This window comes from Johannesbaptistia floridana, assembly GCF_057440575.1.
Genome location: NZ_JALKVM010000163.1, coordinates 1 through 17,697, shown reverse-complemented (window position 1 = coordinate 17,697; position 17,697 = coordinate 1). Strand labels below are relative to the sequence as shown.

General features: G+C 36.2%; 14 protein-coding genes. 7 read left to right on the top strand and 7 right to left on the bottom strand.

The features are described from left to right. Positions 1-482: 482 nt before the first annotated feature. From MW688_RS11125 to MW688_RS11105, 5 genes are all read right to left on the bottom strand, one after another. On the bottom strand, positions 483-1,547 hold the full coding sequence (locus MW688_RS11125; protein ID WP_486736046.1) for a PEP-CTERM sorting domain-containing protein: 1,065 nt from the start codon (positions 1,545-1,547) through the stop codon (positions 483-485). Between the two features lie 238 nt (positions 1,548-1,785). Next, positions 1,786-2,766 carry a hypothetical protein gene (locus tag MW688_RS11120; RefSeq protein WP_486736045.1) on the bottom strand — a complete coding sequence of 327 codons (981 nt, stop codon included), beginning with the start codon at positions 2,764-2,766 and terminating at the stop codon, positions 1,786-1,788. A 1,088-nt stretch (positions 2,767-3,854) separates the two neighbouring features. Then, positions 3,855-4,916, bottom strand: coding sequence for a PEP-CTERM sorting domain-containing protein (locus MW688_RS11115; protein ID WP_486736044.1), 1,062 nt, complete (start codon positions 4,914-4,916; stop codon positions 3,855-3,857). Between the two features lie 668 nt (positions 4,917-5,584). After that, positions 5,585-6,145, bottom strand: a complete 561-nt coding sequence (locus tag MW688_RS11110; RefSeq protein WP_486736043.1) for a DciA family protein — start codon at positions 6,143-6,145, stop codon at positions 5,585-5,587. A gap of 9 nt (positions 6,146-6,154) precedes the next feature. Further along, a complete protein-coding gene (locus MW688_RS11105) occupies positions 6,155-7,141 on the bottom strand; it encodes an adenosine kinase (protein WP_486736047.1) in 987 nt (328 codons plus the stop codon). Between the two features lie 215 nt (positions 7,142-7,356). On the opposite strand from MW688_RS11105, the gene MW688_RS11100 reads away from it, so the two are divergent. The 3 genes from MW688_RS11100 to MW688_RS11090 all read left to right on the top strand — a co-directional run bounded on the left by MW688_RS11100 (position 7,357) and on the right by MW688_RS11090 (position 9,354). Next, positions 7,357-8,139, top strand: coding sequence for an RNA polymerase sigma factor SigF (locus MW688_RS11100; protein WP_486736042.1), 783 nt, complete (start codon positions 7,357-7,359; stop codon positions 8,137-8,139). 110 nt (positions 8,140-8,249) lie between these two features. After that, entirely contained in the window at positions 8,250-8,969 is a 720-nt protein-coding gene (locus MW688_RS11095; protein ID WP_486736041.1) for a hypothetical protein, read from the top strand. Positions 8,970-9,042: 73 nt separating this feature from the next. Next, positions 9,043-9,354 (top strand): hypothetical protein, encoded by a 312-nt coding sequence (locus MW688_RS11090; RefSeq protein ID WP_486736040.1) that lies wholly within the window; start codon positions 9,043-9,045, stop codon positions 9,352-9,354. Here the strand turns inward: MW688_RS11090 and MW688_RS11085 are convergent. Next, complete coding sequence (locus MW688_RS11085; RefSeq protein ID WP_486736039.1) at positions 9,344-9,898, bottom strand: pentapeptide repeat-containing protein; 555 nt, start codon at positions 9,896-9,898, stop codon at positions 9,344-9,346. The two genes, MW688_RS11090 and MW688_RS11085, sit on opposite strands and share 11 nt — an antisense overlap. A gap of 147 nt (positions 9,899-10,045) precedes the next feature. Here MW688_RS11085 and pcrA point away from each other — a divergent pair, with 147 nt between their 5' ends. Genes pcrA through MW688_RS11070 form a run of 3 tightly spaced genes read left to right on the top strand, consistent with a single transcriptional unit; the run spans position 10,046 to position 13,898 of the window. Next, positions 10,046-12,355 carry a DNA helicase PcrA gene (pcrA, locus tag MW688_RS11080; RefSeq protein WP_486736038.1) on the top strand — a complete coding sequence of 770 codons (2,310 nt, stop codon included), beginning with the start codon at positions 10,046-10,048 and terminating at the stop codon, positions 12,353-12,355. Between the two features lie 50 nt (positions 12,356-12,405). Beyond that, entirely contained in the window at positions 12,406-13,233 is an 828-nt protein-coding gene (gene dapB, locus MW688_RS11075; RefSeq protein WP_486736037.1) for a 4-hydroxy-tetrahydrodipicolinate reductase, read from the top strand. Between the two features lie 5 nt (positions 13,234-13,238). Then, on the top strand, positions 13,239-13,898 hold the full coding sequence (locus MW688_RS11070; protein WP_486736036.1) for a phosphate ABC transporter permease: 660 nt from the start codon (positions 13,239-13,241) through the stop codon (positions 13,896-13,898). 773 nt (positions 13,899-14,671) lie between these two features. Here MW688_RS11070 and MW688_RS11065 read toward each other — a convergent pair. Then, positions 14,672-14,821: a helix-turn-helix domain-containing protein gene (locus tag MW688_RS11065; protein WP_486736035.1), complete on the bottom strand. Its 150-nt coding sequence runs from the start codon at positions 14,819-14,821 to the stop codon at positions 14,672-14,674. Positions 14,822-14,996: 175 nt separating this feature from the next. Here MW688_RS11065 and MW688_RS11060 point away from each other — a divergent pair. Further along, the coding region (locus MW688_RS11060; protein WP_486736034.1) for a Calx-beta domain-containing protein at positions 14,997-17,697 on the top strand (2,701 nt) is incomplete at its 3' end.

Genomic DNA, 17,697 nt, shown 5'->3' with positions numbered 1-17,697 from the left:
GCCCGTAACGCACCGCTAGATGAGTTTTGAAGTAATAAGTTTTGAAGTAATGAGTTAAAGAATTAATGCGATCGCGCTTAAAAATTGATTCTCCCTTGTCGGCCAATTTCTGTACTTTTGTTTTGGTGCAAGATATGAGTTTGGGGAGGGAATCAACATTTGCGAACAAATGTACTAATTTACATAATTATGGCTAAAGCGAAGGCTTATCTTGTAGGCAACTTTTGGTGATTCATTTTGTAGCCTAAAAATGAGGCCAGAAAACATAGGAAAATTTAGAGGATTGGCGATCGCCTCTTGTCCAGTGAAGTGGTAGCAAGTCAAGTTGGCAACAACAGCTTAAGCATAGGTGTATTTACTTTTGACTAATACTTTTGTTCTAACTAAATTGACTTGCTCCCTTTTAAGTGAATAAAAGTAGCTTAAATCCTGACTATTGCTAACATATCTGTTGCCTATTCCCTAGGGAATAAGGCTATAGTTTAATTAGTTTTACGCTTAGTCAAGCCGAACATGCCGATACCTAATAGAGATAGACTAATTATTGTAGATGGTTCTGGAGTAATTATTGGATCAATAATCACTATGCCTACATTACTTGTTGTATCTACATTAATAGATACCCCTGTAAAATTTAAATCAGCTCCAGGAGTTGCTAGTGCAGTCGCTAGTTCAAATGCAGGACCTGGGAAAGCAAGTGACAAGGAAATTTCTGCCTCGTTGACAAAAACAGCTATTTCAGTCCCTCCATTTGGTAAGAATGTTTCTGTATATTCTTCAATTTTCTGGCCACTAGTATCTACTTTGTAGGCTAATGCTCGTAAATTTGTGCTTAAAATCGAACTATTACTACCAACCTCAGTGATGGTAAATGGATTGATCTGATATAAATCAAAGACAACACTGTTGTACCGAACTCCGTCTATAATTATAAATGGGTTAGATGGTAAAGCCATGGAATTGCCTGGAATAGGATTTAAAACCAAAAAGTCCTCGACTACTGGCGGTGGATATGGAGCCCCATCTATATCGCAATCAGCACAAGGGGCAGCTTGTAAATCTTTGATGAGAGCGCTTATATTGATCAATGAGGTAAAATCTTCTGCCGATGCAAAAGTTCCCGTGGTTAAGACAAATCCTTCATTATTGGTATCTGAGTCAGAGTTTTTGCCTGGGGGTATAAAGTCAATATTCAGTTCATAAGGTTCCCCTGCATTACTGTTTTCTACGATAATTCCCGCAGATGAGCCAGGATTACTAGGTCTCTGAGGATTTAAACCGAAGCTTCCGTCTATGCCCGGAGAACCATTCGGAGAGCCACCAAAACCTGGTTGACTAAAAGCTTCCACTGAAATATCCGCCATCGGATCACAAGGATTATTAGGAAGAGGAAATGGACCAGGAGGAAAAGGTCTTAAAAGACAGTCTATGAAAATTTGATCGCTGAGGCTTTGAGCACTAGCTGCATTAGGAATAGCTAACAAACCTACACCTGTTAAAACTGCTAATAATAAGTTCTTAGCTAGGTAACTTTGATTTTTGTTCATTAATTTCATGGATTGAAAAACCTTGATTATTTCTCTTTTAAAAACTAATTCAAGTAGTAATTATGTGAAGAAACATCCACTTCCTGCGGGAAAGTCTTTGCTCTTCACTTGTCTAAATACAATTAGATTTTTTTGTATTATTATACCACAAAAAACTAGATATTTAAGCTTTTTGATATGTATATTTATGTAGAGAAAACCTAAGAATTTCACCCTATCTAATCGTAGATGGCTTAAATTATGCAGGTGATATAAAGACACGACGAGCGGAGCGTGTATCTAAATTAATAGATACTCCTGTAAAATTTAAATTAGCTCCAGGAGTTGCCAGTATAGATTCAATTACCAATCTAGAAGCAGGGACAGAAATTAAGATAATCATTTCCGTCTCGTTGATAACAGGGTCTATGATAATTTCTCCATTTGGTAAGATTGATTGTGTATATTCTTCAATTCTCCGGCCATCAGTATCTACTTTGTAGGCTAATGCTCGTAAAGTTGTGCTCAAAATCGAACTATTACTACTAACTTCAGTGATGGTAAATGGATTTATATCATATAAATCAAAGACAACACTGTTGTACCGAACTCCGTCTATAAGGATAAATGGTCGAGATGGTCTATTTGGAGGACTGCTAGGAATAGGATTTAAAACCAAAAAGTCCTTGACTATTGGTGGTGGATAAGAATACCCCTCTATATTGCAATTAGCACAAGGGGCAGCTTGTAAATCTTTGATGAGAGAGTTGATATTGACCAATAAGCTAAAATCTTCTCCAACTGCTCGATTTGCGGTGGTGAAGAAGAATCCTTCAGTATTGGGATCTGGAGAAAGAGATCCCTGGCTAGGGGGTGCAAAGTCAATATTAAGTTGATATGGTTCCCCCCCATTAGTATTTTCTAAGATAATTCCTGAAAGCCCTCCCGGAAGACTAGGTCTATCTGGATTTAAACCGAAGCTTCCGTCTAGGCCAGGAAAACCATTAGGAGAGGCACTAAAACCTGGTTGACTAGAAGCTTCCACTGAAATATCCGCCCTCGCATCACAAGGGTTAGAAGGAAGGGGAAATGGACCTGGGGGCGTTCTTGAAAAACAGTCTTGGAAAATTTGATCGCTGAGACTTTGAGCACTAGCTACATTAGGAATCCCTAACAAACCTACACATATTAAGACTCCTAATAATAAGTTCTTAGCTAGGTAACTTTGATTTTTGTTCATTCTCTTCATTAATTTCATGGATTGAAAAACCTTGACGACTTTTTAAAAAAACTAATTCAAGTATTAATTATGTGAAAGAACATCCACTTTAAGCTTTCAAGTCTTTGCTCTTGACTTATCTAAATACAATTAGAATTATTTGAAGATGATTTTACCATAAGAAAGTAAATATTTAACATTTTTGATATGTATATTTATGTAGATAAAACTACAGACTTTTTCCCTTGTATCTAAATTTGAGCTTATTGTTTCTTTAGAGAATCAGGAAAAATACTAATGTGTCATAATTAAAATTGACCCGATCAACATAATCTGTACTTCACCAGATATAAAAACGCTATATAATAGTATTATGATCAACACAGGAGAAAGAAATCACCTCTGTCAAAACTTCGGTTATCTCAGAGCTTATAATATTACATACTTGATTTTTGATAATTAATTTTATGGGTAAGATTTCCAAGTATGATAGGGCTAAAGCCAATACTGCTTTTGTTAAGAGAAAATTATTGATTAGAGTAAGGTTGAAAGGAGATTAATTACAAAGCCAAAAACCCCTCTGTTGAAGCTCCATGTTTGATTCAAAACCTACGCAGTATTGGGGCTAAAGCCCTACTACAAACTCATCGATTCCCGATAAATCACGGTCGGCTTTAATTTTTGTAAATATTTAAATATATAGCAATTCTCATACTGGTGAGGTACAGAGGTTATCCTTTTGAGGCAGGAGGCTCCGAGTTAGGTACAACCTCATGAGTCCTTTGAAATGCTATATCTAAAATTTGATTGGCAATAGCCTTGACTTCTGCTTCTGTGGTGCCTCATATCAAAGCACCAGTACTTATGTACTAAATTAACCTCAGAAAAACTTCATTTCTCTTTAGCCTAAAATCGTAGCAAAGGTCAACCAATTTTTAAGCGTTGAGCATTAATTCTTTAACTCATTACTTCAAAACTTCAAGACTTCAAGACTTCTTACTTCAAGACGTCTTACTCATTACTCCTTACTCCTTACTCATTACTCAACTCCAACCAGTAACATTTGGGTTTTGATGCTTTGGTGTGAGTAAAGCTGCCTTTGGAGTATGTTAATTAGTTTTACGCTTAGTCAAGCCAAACATGCCGATACCTAATAGAGATAGACTAATTATTGTAGATGGTTCTGGAGTATGTATGGGGTGTGTAAATATAGGTGTATTTGAAAATACATCGGCATTAATAGATACTCCTGTAAAATCTAAATTAGCACCAGGAGTTGCTAGTGCAGTCGCTAGTTCAAATGCAGGACCTGGGAAAGCAAGTGACAAGGTAATTTCTGCCTCGTTGATATAAGGGGATATGTCAATCTCTCCAGTTGGTAAGATTTCTTGTCGTGTATATTCTTCAATTCTCCGACCACTAGTATCTACTTTGTAGGCTAATGCTACTAAATCTGTGCTCAAAATCGAAGTATTACTACTAACTTCAGTGATGGTAAATGGATTGATCTCATATAAATCAAAGACAACACTGTTGTACCGAACTCCGTCCATAATTATAAATGGGTCAGATGGTCTACCAGGAGGACTGCTAGGAATAGGATTTAAAACCAAAAAGTCCTTGACTGCTGGTGGTGGATATGGAGCCCCATCTATACTGCAAGTAACACAAGGAGCCGCTTGTAAATCTTTGATGAGAGCAGTTATATTGATCAAAAAGGTAAAATCTTCTGCCGATGGAAGAGTTCCCGTGGTTAGGAAAAATCCTACATTATCGGTATCTGGGTCAGAGTTTTCGCCTGGAGGTATAAAGTCAATATTAAGTTCATAAGGTTGCCCCGCATTAATGTTTTCTACGACAATCCCCGCAGATGCTCCAGTACTACCAGGTCTCTCTGGAAATAAACCGAAACTTCCGTCTATGCCAGGCAAAGCATTTGGGGTGCTACCAAAACCAAGTTGACTAATATCTTCCACTGAAATATCCGCCATAGGATCACAAGGGTTATTAGGTAGGGGCAATGGACCTGGGGGCGTTCTTGAAAAACAGTCAAAGAGAATTTGATCGCTAACGCTTTGAGCACTAGCTACATGAGGAATAGCTAACAAACCTACACCCGTTAAGACTCCTAATAATAAGTTCTTAGCTAGGTAACTTTGATTTTTGTTCATTTTCATTATGAAACACCTTGACTACTTCTAAAAAAAACTAATTCAAGTATTAATTAGTTGTGAAGAAACATCTACTTCAAGCTTGAAAGTCTTTGCTCTTCCCTTGTCTAAATACACTTAGAATTATTTTTAAATTATCATACCACAAAAAAATAAATATTTAATATTTTTGATATGTATATTTATGTAGGGTCTGCTGAAAAAGTAAATTTTGGTGAGAAGAAAGGCAGGAGGCACCGAGGCACGGAGGCAGAAGGTCATAATAATTTATGAATTTTTGAGTAATCCAAGAGAAAAAATGCACTATTTTGAGCATAATACATCAGAAAATCTTGCACTTTTTCTGACAAAAAATGAGCTCAAAGTTTTATCCAGTAACAGTTTTAGATTTATTCAGCAAGCTCTATGTAGAGAAAACGAAAGACTTTGGCCTTGTTTAAATTTGAGCTCATTCTCTACCAAAGTAATGGATTTAGTATAAAATTCACTTTTTCTAGCTCATGAATCGTCTGAAGTATGATCGCTTCGACTATTGCCAAAAGCGATCGCCATTTTTCCTAGTTTTAACTCATATCTTCCACCAGAACTTATGTACTAATTTTTAGGTGCAGATACGCCTTTAATTCTTGATAATCTTTGTATCGGAAGGTTTAACCCATCCCTTGATCTTATTCTGAATTTTCCTGTACCTTGTGTGCTAAGCAAAAAGCACAAATAGACCAGCGCTCTAATTCTCCTGGAGGTGTGGGTGATTGACAGCTAGGACATAGAGGTAAAGTTTTACTTCTAGTTTCTACCGCTTTAATCCAGGCACTCAGAGCAGCTTTTGCTGTAGATTTTTCTAAATTTTGCTCTTGAAAATTATCTACTTCTAGTTGGGGTAATAAAGAAGGGTGAGAAGTTCTAGAAGTTGAATTATCCTGAGAAATTGGAGTTTGAGACCATTTAGCGGCACTAAAACGTACTTGTTTTATTTTCCCCGGGATAACCTTGTTTAAACCTCTTTGAATACTCACTCTTTGTAAAGATAAAGTTTGAGCCCATACAGAATTAGCTGTAGCTACCCAGAGTGTGTCCCTAGCTAAATATACAGGGCGACTATGGGCGGCAGTTTTAGCATTGACAATCTCAGGCCATGACTCCACCACCAGACAGTATAGGCGATGGGTTTCCCAATTAGGCTGTTGTTTGATTTTGCCAATTATTCCTTGTAGGGACTCAAAAGACATTTGACTATGTTAGTTAATTAAACTTTTAACTACATCGGTTGATAGTCTAGCTCCAAAATAACTTACCACTAAAGCTGCGGCTTTAGAAGCTAAATTACCTGCATCTTGGTAATTTAAACCATGAGTAATCCCGTAAAGAAAAGCACCCGCGTACATATCTCCTGCACCCACTGTATCTACAGCTTTAGTCTCAACACCGGGAATTTCCAGGATTTTCTCCCCATCAAAAATTAATGATCCTTTAGGACCTAGGGTAATTGCAAAACCCTTGGCTAAAGTCTTCAAGTGCGCGATCGCCTCATTTAAATCTTGAGTTTGACTAATACTCAAAGCTTCTGTTTCATTGCTAAAAATAAAATCTAAGCCAGAACCGATAATTTCTCTTAAATCCTGAGCAAAAAACTTTGTCATAGTAAGATCCGAAAGAGACAGCACTGTTTTTACTCCTTGATTTTTCGCTATATTTTTAGCCTTGAGTACGGCAGCTTTACTACTAGGTGAAGTTACTAAATAACCCTCTAAATATAAATATTCTGAACTTATTAACGCTGATTCTACCAATTCATTTTCCGATAACTTGCTACTAATACCAATAAATGTATTCATAGTTCTGTCAGTATCAGGAGTTACAAATACCAGACATTTTCCCGTAATCCCTGGTTCCCGCTCACGGTCTTTTAAATTAGTATCTACACCGGAATTTAATAAATCTTCTAGATAAAAACTCCCAATCTCATCATCAGCGACTTTACATGAGTAAAAGCTCTTACCACCTAGTTGACTTACCGCTACAATTGTATTAGCTGCCGACCCCCCAGAACTTTTTTTACAGGGTAAATGGTTTAACTCCGAGATAATTTGATTCTGTTTATCCTCCTCCACCAGAGTCATCACACCTTTATCAATGCCAAGTTTTTCTAGAACTTCTGCCTCAACTTCAAATTCCATATCCGTTAAAGCATTACCTAAACCATATACGTTGTATTTTTTCATCAGCTCTTTTCTTTGTTTCTACATTTTCATCACTTTAGCATTTTAAGACTTTCAGACATAACTTGTGACTTGTATCCGTAAAAACTCGTAAAATATCTCAGAAATTGCCACAACAGCAAGTAAAATTGCTGTTGCTTTCAGTGTTTCTGTTAACTTATCCTATTTTATAGACGGAAATTCAGGCAGCATCCACTTATTACAAGCAGGAAAATATAATAATGTATACTTACACAAATAAAAAAGACAAACAGGATTTAAAATTAGAGTGTCTAAGTCTACTAAAGGATTATTGCCAAACCAAAAATCCTCAAACACGTAACAAGATTATGCAACTAAACTTCGGTTTAGTCAAAAAAGAAGTATACAATTGGATTAACCAATACCAAGAAAGTTACGAAGACTTGCTACAGGTAGGTTGTTTAGGATTAATTAGAGCGATTGAAAAATTTGATATAGAAAAAGGTAACGCCTTTAGCTCCTTTGCGATTCCATACATAAAAGGAGAGATTCAACATTACCTAAGAGATAAAAACTATTCAGTAAAGATCCCCAGACGGTGGTTAGAATTAGGACAACAAGCCAATAGTGCTATTAAAAATTATCAAAAGCAATTTAATCGCCTGCCATCAGACTCAGAAATAGCCCAAATGCTAGAAATATCTCTGCAACAGTGGCGAGAAATAAAATTAGCTCATCAAAACCGCGATCCCCTCAGCTTAGATCTTCCTGTAGGTGAACAGGAAGAAGGAAAAACTTCCTTAGGAGATTTAGTACCCGACAATGACTACCGCAGTTTCCAGTTAGCACAAGAAGACAAAATTCGTCTACAAAACGCCTTAAGTAATTTAGAAGAAAAAACTAGAAATATTTTAGAATTTGTATTTCTGTACGATTTAACTCAAAAAGAAACCGCAGAACGTCTTGGAGTAAGCGTAATTACTGTATCCCGTCACTTGAAAAAAGGACTAAACAGTATGAAAAATCTTTTAGCACAAGAATAAATAAAATGACCCCAATAAAACCATTAAAAGTTAAACTATTGATAGTAACTATTGTTAAGATCATAGTTAAAGAAAAACTAAGGTGATTGCGGTTAATTGGAGAAACTCTCATGAAAAAAAAATGGCCTAGCATACTTTTAATAATTATCGGTTGTTTAATAACAACAAGTTGTGGAGCGCCGCCGAGCAATAACAGCACAGAAGCAATACCGCCAACTGCACAAATACCACCAGAACCGACTCAACCTCAACCAGAACCAATAGAGGAAACTACCCCTGTAGATAATCAAGCTTCTCAATCTCAAGGTAGACAGGGAGTATCTGGATTAATACCTCCAACCGATCCAGAACGAAGAAGAGAAGCAATCGCAAGAGGTACAAACGATCCTTTTCAAGCTATATCTACTACACCATCGATTACAAGAAAATCTAATCCAGACACTGAAGAAGTACAAGATTCCTCGAGACAAAGTAATAATCTCCCACCAGAACCACCCCCAGAAACAAGCGATGCTTTACCAGAAACGACTGAAGTTGAAACCGAATCAGAGGAAGCAGGAACTAGCTTAGCTAGAGAAGTAATCATCACAGGAATTGTAAAAGTTGGTGACAGAGTACAAATAATAGTTAAAGCACCAAAAGAAGAATTCAGTCGCTATGTAGAACCAGGTCAATATATTTCTAACGGACAAATCTTAGTAAAAGGCGTAGAACAAATAGATAGATTTGAACCAGTAGTAATATTAGAAGAGTCAGGGATTGAAGTAAGAAGAAAAATCGGAGAAAATACTCAAAATCAAGACTCCTCAGAACAACCTTCTCTATCTTGATTTGTGTGTCTAGGTGTAGATAAAATAGAAGCAAAAAGTAAAAAGATCGCTTCTGAAGGAGAAATAACTACCATTGCCACCCAAAACAACCAATAAAATTAAGCAAAGTCTTCTGGATTCTCAATTACCTCTGGCAATATACAAAGAAATCGCCTCTCACCTTACTCAAGTAGAGGGAATAACGGTTAAATGGATTCCTCAAACCTCTACAAGCTTCGATTACTATCAAAGTCAAGTGGGTGGGTTAATCATAGAATATGATGCTGATTTAAATACTGATTCTGTGGAATTGATGCAAAAAATTATTGAATATTACCGCGAAAGACGGTCACTTCGCTTGCCCCCGGAATTTAAATTCCAGGGAACGAGTGAACTCAATCATTAGGGGCGAGACCTGAGCGATCGCTCCTAAAACCATTGGGTTGTATAGTTCTCTGGTCAATGATTGCTCCTGTTAAATCAAGATTCTTCGCCCCAAACAAATTAGCCCCATTCAGTCTAGTTTGAAAAAATTTTACTTGCTTGAAATTAGCTCTACTTAGATTAGCTTCAGTTAAATCCGCGTAAGTTAAATCCGCATAAGTTAAATCAGCACTGATTAAACTAGCAAAATTTAACTTTGCACCCCTCAAGTTAGCATAACGAAGGTTTGCCCGAAAAAGAGTAGTTGAGGTTAAATTAGCCTCCTGTAAATTGCTTAGGTAAAGAGAAACATCGTCTAATTGGGCCCTTTCTAAATTAGTTTGTTGTAAGTCAGCCTTAGCTAAGTTAGCATAGTGTAAATAAGCCTCAGATAAATCGCTTTGGCTTAAATCAATATCTTGTAGATGAGCGGCAAATAAATTAACCTTGTTTAATTGAATTTGTCTAAACTCTCTCACTCCCTTTCCATATTTTACTAATATTTCTCTGGCGCTAAGTTTCTGCATCTGTTAGATTGAGTTAACTTTTGTCCCTAAAATTTAACTAAGCATTTATGCTTAAATATATTTAATTAATTTAAACTAGTGTCACCTAACATCCCGTCAATTCTTATCTTTTTTTAAGATTTGTAAAGAAATACTAACTGAATTCCTATGAGCGATATTTATAGTCATCTAAATCCATCACAACGTCAAGCAGTAAAACACTTTTGTGGTCCTTTATTAGTAGTAGCTGGTGCCGGATCTGGTAAAACAAGAGCTTTAACCTATCGTATCGCCCATTTAATTCAAAAACATCGAGTAGCCCCAGAAAATATTTTAGCTGTAACCTTTACTAATAAAGCAGCTAAAGAAATGAAAGAACGTATAGAATTTATTTTTGCTCAAGAAATAGCGGAAAAAACCTACAATCAACGTTTAGAATTACTCTCAGAAGTAGAACAAAAACAGATAAGATCACAGGTTTATAAAAACATTACCAAGCCATTATGGATAGGAACATTTCATAGTATTTTTGCCAGAATTCTACGGTACGATGTAGACAAGTATAGAGACGAAAAAGGCAGAAGTTGGCAAAAAAACTTTACTATAGTAGATGAATCAGATGTTCAAACCATAGTAAAAAAAATAGTTACTAAAGATTTAAATCTAGACGATCGCAAATTCAACCCCCGTCAAGTTCGCTACCAAATAAGCAATGCTAAAAACTTAGGCTTGTCACCCCAAGCCTACGCTAGAGAAAACACTAATTACAAGGGTAGAACTATAGCTGAAGTTTACGAAAAATATCAAGAGCAACTAGCAGCGAATAACAGTTTAGACTTCGATGATCTAATTTTAATTCCCGTGAAATTATTTAGTCAAAATGAATCAATATTAGGCTATTGGTATAGTCAATTTCACCACATATTAGTAGATGAATATCAAGATACCAATCAAACCCAGTATGAATTGATTAGTCTTCTATCAACTAACGGAGAAAAAGATAAACATAAATTCAACTGGCAGAATAGATCAATATTCGTCGTCGGTGATGCAGACCAATCTATTTATTCCTTTAGAATGGCGGATTTCACGATTCTTCTCAACTTTCAATCAGACTTTGGTGATGGCCTCCCAGATACAGAAACCAAAACCATGGTTAAATTAGAAGAAAACTATCGTTCAAGAGAAAATATTCTCGAAGCCGCTAATCACCTCATTGAACACAATACCCAAAGAATAGACAAAATATTAAAAGCAACGAGAGGAGAAGGAGAACAAATATATTGTTATCAAGGGCATAATGAACAAGCAGAAGCAAATTTTGTCATCAAACAAATATCTAAACTAAAAAACAAAAATCCCGAATTACAATGGGGTGACTTTGCTATCCTGTATCGGATGAATGCCCAATCTCGTCCCCTAGAAGAACTATTAATCGGTTCAGGAATTCCCTATACAGTCATCGGCGGAATGAAATTTTATGACCGCAAAGAAATTAAAGACGCCTTAGCCTACCTACGAGTAATAGTTAATCCCGCCGATACCATCAGTTTACTGAGAATAATTAATAGCCCAAGACGCGGTATAGGTCAAAAAACTATCGAATCTCTACAAGCAGCTTCAGCAGAATTGGGGATTCCTCTGTGGGAAATAATCGCCGATGAAACCTCAGTAAATGCCTTGGGAGGACGTGCTAGTAAATCCCTGAATCAATTTGCTGCCATGATCAAAAATTATCAGCAGCGCCTAGAGGAGTTATCAGCAGTAGAAATTTTACAGGAGGTCCTCGATGTATCAGGGTATAGATTAGATTTAGAAAATCAAGGTACAGACGAAGCAGATAGTCGTCTAGAAAACTTGAGTGAATTGTCTAATGCAGTAGTGCAATACCAAGAAAATAATCAAGATACAAGTCTAGAAGGATTTCTAGCTAATGCCTCTCTAGCTTCTGACTTAGATAATCTTGAAGAAGGGGAACAAGCTGTATCTTTGATGACTCTTCACTCAGCTAAGGGGTTAGAATTTCCCATAGTTTTCTTAGTGGGGTTAGAACAAGGTTTATTTCCCCATAGTCGCAGTCTTCAAGACCCCCTACAATTAGAAGAAGAAAGACGCTTGTGTTATGTTGGCCTTACAAGAGCGAAAGAACAATTATTCATAACTCATGCTCAACAACGCAGTCTCTGGGGAAGAGCAGAACCGGCTGTAGCTTCTCAATTTCTTAAAGAACTTCCTTCAGAATTAATCGCCGGGGGCAAAAATTCTAGAAGTAAAAATAAAGTCGGCGGCAAAGCAATAACTGAGGTAGAAAGTAGTAACTGGCAAGTAGGCGATCTCCTCATACATGGAAGTTTTGGAGAGGGTAAAATTACCCATGTTTTAGGAGTAGGCAAAAAAGTTACCCTAGCAATTCAATTTCCTGGCCTAGGGACAAAAATTATAGATCCGCGAGTGACTAAATTAGAGCGCTTAATCTAAGTTATGATGACAGTTAGAATGAATATAAGTGGTAAATAAAAAAAATAATTATGACCGAGTCAGATAAAATTCCTGTGGTTATTAATGGTGCCGCCGGGAAAATGGGACGAGAAGTAGTTAAAGCCGTCTCAGCAAGTGAAGATATGATGCTTGTGGGAGCTGTAGATAGAAATCCTGCTATCCTAGGTCAAGATATAGGTGAGATAGCAGGTTGTGGACCTTTGGAAGTACCAATTTTAGACGACCTCCAAGGAGTACTAGTGTTAGCTACTCAACAAAAAATTCAAGGGGTAATGGTGGATTTTACTCACCCCGATAGTGTGTACGAAAATGTACGCGCGGGTATAGCTTATGGAGTGCGTCCAGTAGTGGGAACCACTGGTTTAAATAGGGATCAAATCCAAGAATTAGCGGAATTTGCCGAAAAAGCAAGTACAGGTACTTTAATTATCCCTAATTTTTCTCTAGGCATGGTCTTACTACAACAGGCAGCTTTACAAGCAGCTAAGTATTTTGAACATGTAGAAATCATCGAACTTCATCACAATCAAAAAGCAGATGCCCCCAGTGGTACAGCAATTAAAACCGCAGAAATGCTCTCAGAAATTAATAGTACCTATAATCAATGTCAAGTCACAGAAACAGAAAAATTTCCCGGAGCAAGAGGTGCAAAGGTAGGAAAAGATATACCTGTTCATAGTGTGCGCTTACCAGGTTTAATCGCTCACCAAGAGGTGATTTTTGGCGCACCAGGAGAAATTTATACCCTACGTCATGATACTAGCGATCGCTCCTGTTATATGGCGGGTGTCCTTTTAGCGATTCGCAAAGTTACTCAATTGAAATCTTTAGTTTATGGTTTAGAAAAAATACTCTAACAACCATGTTAATCCCTCTAACTCGTCAGACTTTTGAACAGATTATTCCCCTAGTGGCAACTGGTCCCCAATACGGCTATTACTGGGGTGACTGGCAAAAATTACTTAAACAATTGTTAATTTCTTTAACTTCTGTGGTAGTTATTATCTTGATTGGTGCTTTGTTGGGAGGAAATGGCGAAGCAATCATACTCATCCTCACAATTATTGGAGGTTTATATTGGCTTTGGGGACCAGTATACCTAGCTAGTGTACGTAATCTCTCCTATCGTCGTTATGGCTATAGTGGTTTTCTGCGAGCTAGAGTCGTAGATGTTTATCTCACTGAAGAGTTAATTCGGGAAGAGCAAACTGTAGATAAACAAGGCAATTTAGTAATTATTGAAAATAAAGAAAGAAGAATTAATGTAGAAATTGAAGACGAAACTGGTTTTTATGCTCACATACAAGCACCATTAAAACGAATTCATAAAGTTATTAAGCCAGGTCAAATAGCTGAATGTCTCGTTTTATCTAAAAAACCTGATTTAGTCATAATTAACAAAATTACTGACATATATATCCCTAGTCATAACCTTTGGGTGGGTGAATATCCTTATCTTAGAAGAGATGTCTTTAAGAAAGTTAGTTTATCTTTATTGAAAGATAGTAGAAGATTTCGTTGATATAGCACTCCAGCGGCTGGATCTACATTAGAAGACCTTAATGAACGCAGCCAATAAATGCTTCTCTTAAGAAAGCAAGATAAATAGAAATCTTGTATGCTTCATGACTCTTTGCAACAGAATCTTTGCTGCTCCTGAAAACAAAGATTTAGGAATTGTTAAACAAAAACGAAAGAATAATACTAAGTTAATTGTAGCACCTTTACCAGTTCTTTGACTGATATTTTTTGCAACAGAACCAAAAAACCGCTACCAGTTCTTAAACTTATGTAAATTATTTGTTTAAAGGCAAAATCTGAGTTATAATATAATCAGAATAAAAAAGTTAACCATATTTTGTAGTTTTAATCCGTTACCGTAAACAACGACTAAATCTTAAGACAGATAGAAATAACATAATATAGCAAGTAGTTTATGGTAATTCTTTTTTTCAATCGTTACAACAACAAGGAAAAGATTGCTCAACTTGTAATGAACTTAATACAAAAAAACTTAGTTGGAAAAGCTTGTTGCTTAGTAAGCATACAAAAAATAGATAGTATTCCGGCTTTTTGACAATAAAGATTTTTGGTGGATACAGTATAGATTTTTCAAGAAATTGATTTTTTAGTCAACCAAACCGTATGATCATTACATGTTGCATCAGTATCTTTGCACTGATGGCGTTGCGTATTTGCGGGATGATTTTGATGATTTGTAATGTTAGATGAAATCCGCTTATGTCCATAATTCAACTTCCGAGTCTGGATATTTCTCCTGTAATTGTTTGACTTTTAACGGCAGTTTTTTTTCCAGGCTTCTTGTTCAATTGGATCGGCTTGCTTATTTTCAGGACGGGGAATTCTTAAACGATATTCCATATCCCATAATGATGCAAAGCCGCACTGATTTATCCTGAGAAAAAATTCATTGATTGACCGCATAAGGGCGGTCATCTATCGCCCCGGATTTAAAATCCGGGGAACGGATGACCTGAAACTGACACGAGGTAACACAGCAATTATATAGTACTTTAGTCATACTTATTACAAGTATAGAGTTTATTTGGGAAGAACTCACTCTAGAAATATTGATTATGGAGTTTATTAAGTTATGGTTATGACAATTAGAACAAATCCAGATGTAAAAAAAGGTACATATTTTTCTGAGACTATTGAAGATCCTTTTACATGGACGCTTTTTAATGATGGAATTAATTATTTAGATGTAGATCAGGGAGAATTAGCTGATTGTTATTTAATGGCCGCATTGGCTGAAATTGCCCAGCATTCACCCAATTATATTGATCAAATAATAGAGGAAAATACTAGTACTAGCTACAATGTTACAATTGCCGAAACAACAATTCAAATTGATAATGATCTTCCCGTTAAAAGTAAAACAAATAATCGTCCTCTTTATGCTGGTTATGATGAAGATGAAGCGTGGGTAGCCTTAATTGAAAAAGCCTATGCTATTGTTAATTCTTTCATAGATTTAAAAGGTCCAACAAGAGAATGGACTTCAGGTGTAAATTCTTATGAAACAATAGAATGGGGGAACGCTGGGGGTGCAATAGTAGATTTAATAGGAGGCACTGATCACTATCAAAGAATAAGTGAAATGGATGATAGGCAAATTCGTGATTTGTTATTAAATAATACACGTCCAACTATTTTATCCTTTTCAAAGCCTTCAAAGCCAGATTCACAGTCAGAGAACAATAATAGCTCCGGAAAGAAAAAAGCAGCAGGTGAACATGGAATAGTGCTCGGTCATGCTTATTCTGTTATTGGCTATCAAGAAAAAAACAATAGCTATAGATTATTTAATCCTTGGAATTTTGAAGGTGTAAATGATAAGGGAGTCAAAGGGCGTTATGTAGATTTAGGCATAAAAGATCTAAGGGAAATAGATGCCCAAGCAGATGCAATAGTTGGAATTGGATGGGTAGAGGACCTACCACCTAGCTCACTGACTATTTTAAAAGCACCTACAGATATTTCTATTTTCGGTTTACCTACTGAAATTGATAAACAAGATGGTTTAACAATTAATCAGATATGGGCATGTGATCCTAACGGATGGACAGATTTATCTTCCATTGAATTTTGGTTAGAAAACAAAGATGGAAATCGTTTTAATCTCACTACGGAGAATAACTTTTTTCCTTTTGAAGATAATTATCACTGGGCGGGTGTTAATGAATTATTTTTTTCTAAGTCAACTTTAGACGAGTTGTCAATTAGGGGAGATACATATACTTTTTACGCCCAGTCAAAAGATGAAGCAGGATTATTAGGAAACTTATTTAGTCAATCTATAACCATTAATGAAACGTTTAGTGCTGATTTAGTAGACTATGATGATTGGTTTGATTGGTTTGATACTGATTATGATTCTGCCGCATTTTATAATCGTGATACAGGGGAATGTACATACAAATACTCAGATTGTTATAGCGACTATGTATTTGTTACTACTGGAGATAGTATTGGAGTTGAGGCACTAATTTTTAACAGTGGTACTGCTATAGCAGATAACGTCAGTGTTTCTTTTTGGGCTTCAGATAACTCAATAATAACTAGCTCAGATTACAAACTGGGTACGGTTAATATTTCCAGTATTGATACCTTAAAAAGCAAATGGGCTACTTTAAATACCACACTGCCGGCGACAATTCCTGATGGTGATTATTACGTAGGTTATACCTTCAGTTCAAGTTCATCTGAATTGGATACATACAACAACACTGGCATTGTTGACGATGCTAAGATCAGAGTTGATTTTAACAGATTACCAAGGCTAAAAAACCCTATAGCCGATATAACTATTAATGCTTATGAGCAATTTAATTTTACCATTCCATCCAACACATTTATGGATCAAGATCGCGACGTTTTAACTTATAGCGTCAATAATTTACCTAGATGGTTGAAATTTAATAGCACAAATTTGAGTTTAAGTGGTAAACCAACTAATGCCAATAGTGGCACTCTCAACCTAGAGGTAGTAGCTGACGATAAAAAAAGAGGAAGTGTTTCAGATTTCTTTCAAATAACTGTATTAAATAGCGGAGAGATTTCTAAAAGTACCATATCCATATCTGACGTCTCCCTCAAAGAAAGAAATCGAGGCACAACTAATGGCCAAATCAATGTTAAACTTTCTTCACCAGTTTCTGAAAGAGTCAAATTTAAACTGACTACTACTAATGGTACAGCTACAAGCCGTGAAGATTATCTATCATTGAAAAACAAAATCTTTACTCTTCAACCAAATCAAACTCGTCTCAATGTACCAATTAAAATCTATGGAGATGAAGTTTTTGAAGGAAATGAGCAATTTCACCTTAAATTAAAGCCCATAGGCAATAATTGCAAAATCGGGAACAATACAGCCACGGTCACCATAATCGATAACGAAAAACTGCCAACAATCTCCTGGTCAACTAACCAAATTACTAGTATTGAGGGAAATCGGGGTAAAAAGCGAATAGATTTAGGTGTGGAACTATCTAATCCTAGTAGTCAAACCATCAAAGTTAAATATAGTACTCAAGATGGCTCGGCCAAACTAAAGGACTCTGACTATCAAAGAGTTAATAATCAAACTATTACTATTAAACCTGGTCAAACAGAAGCTCAAGCCAGATTATATGTAATAGGTGATGGTAATTTTGAAGGTAATGAAAATTTCTGGGTTAATTTACATAATTCTCAGAATGCTTCTATCAAAACAAAACAAGCCAGGATTAATATTAAAGATAACGAAAAACTGCCAACAATCTCCTGGTCAACTAACCAAATTACTAGTATTG

Coding starts and splice junctions, on each gene's coding strand:
- MW688_RS11125 (WP_486736046.1), bottom strand. CDS start 1,547: ATGAACAAAAATCAAAGTTACCTAGCTAAGAACTTATTATTAGCAGTT.
- MW688_RS11120 (WP_486736045.1), bottom strand. CDS start 2,766: ATGAACAAAAATCAAAGTTACCTAGCTAAGAACTTATTATTAGGAGTC.
- MW688_RS11115 (WP_486736044.1), bottom strand. CDS start 4,916: ATGAACAAAAATCAAAGTTACCTAGCTAAGAACTTATTATTAGGAGTC.
- MW688_RS11110 (WP_486736043.1), bottom strand. CDS start 6,145: ATGTCTTTTGAGTCCCTACAAGGAATAATTGGCAAAATCAAACAACAG.
- MW688_RS11100 (WP_486736042.1), top strand. CDS start 7,357: ATGTATACTTACACAAATAAAAAAGACAAACAGGATTTAAAATTAGAG.
- MW688_RS11095 (WP_486736041.1), top strand. CDS start 8,250: ATGAAAAAAAAATGGCCTAGCATACTTTTAATAATTATCGGTTGTTTA.
- MW688_RS11085 (WP_486736039.1), bottom strand. CDS start 9,898: ATGCAGAAACTTAGCGCCAGAGAAATATTAGTAAAATATGGAAAGGGA.
- pcrA (WP_486736038.1), top strand. CDS start 10,046: ATGAGCGATATTTATAGTCATCTAAATCCATCACAACGTCAAGCAGTA.
- dapB (WP_486736037.1), top strand. CDS start 12,406: ATGACCGAGTCAGATAAAATTCCTGTGGTTATTAATGGTGCCGCCGGG.
- MW688_RS11070 (WP_486736036.1), top strand. CDS start 13,239: ATGTTAATCCCTCTAACTCGTCAGACTTTTGAACAGATTATTCCCCTA.
- MW688_RS11065 (WP_486736035.1), bottom strand. CDS start 14,821: ATGCGGTCAATCAATGAATTTTTTCTCAGGATAAATCAGTGCGGCTTT.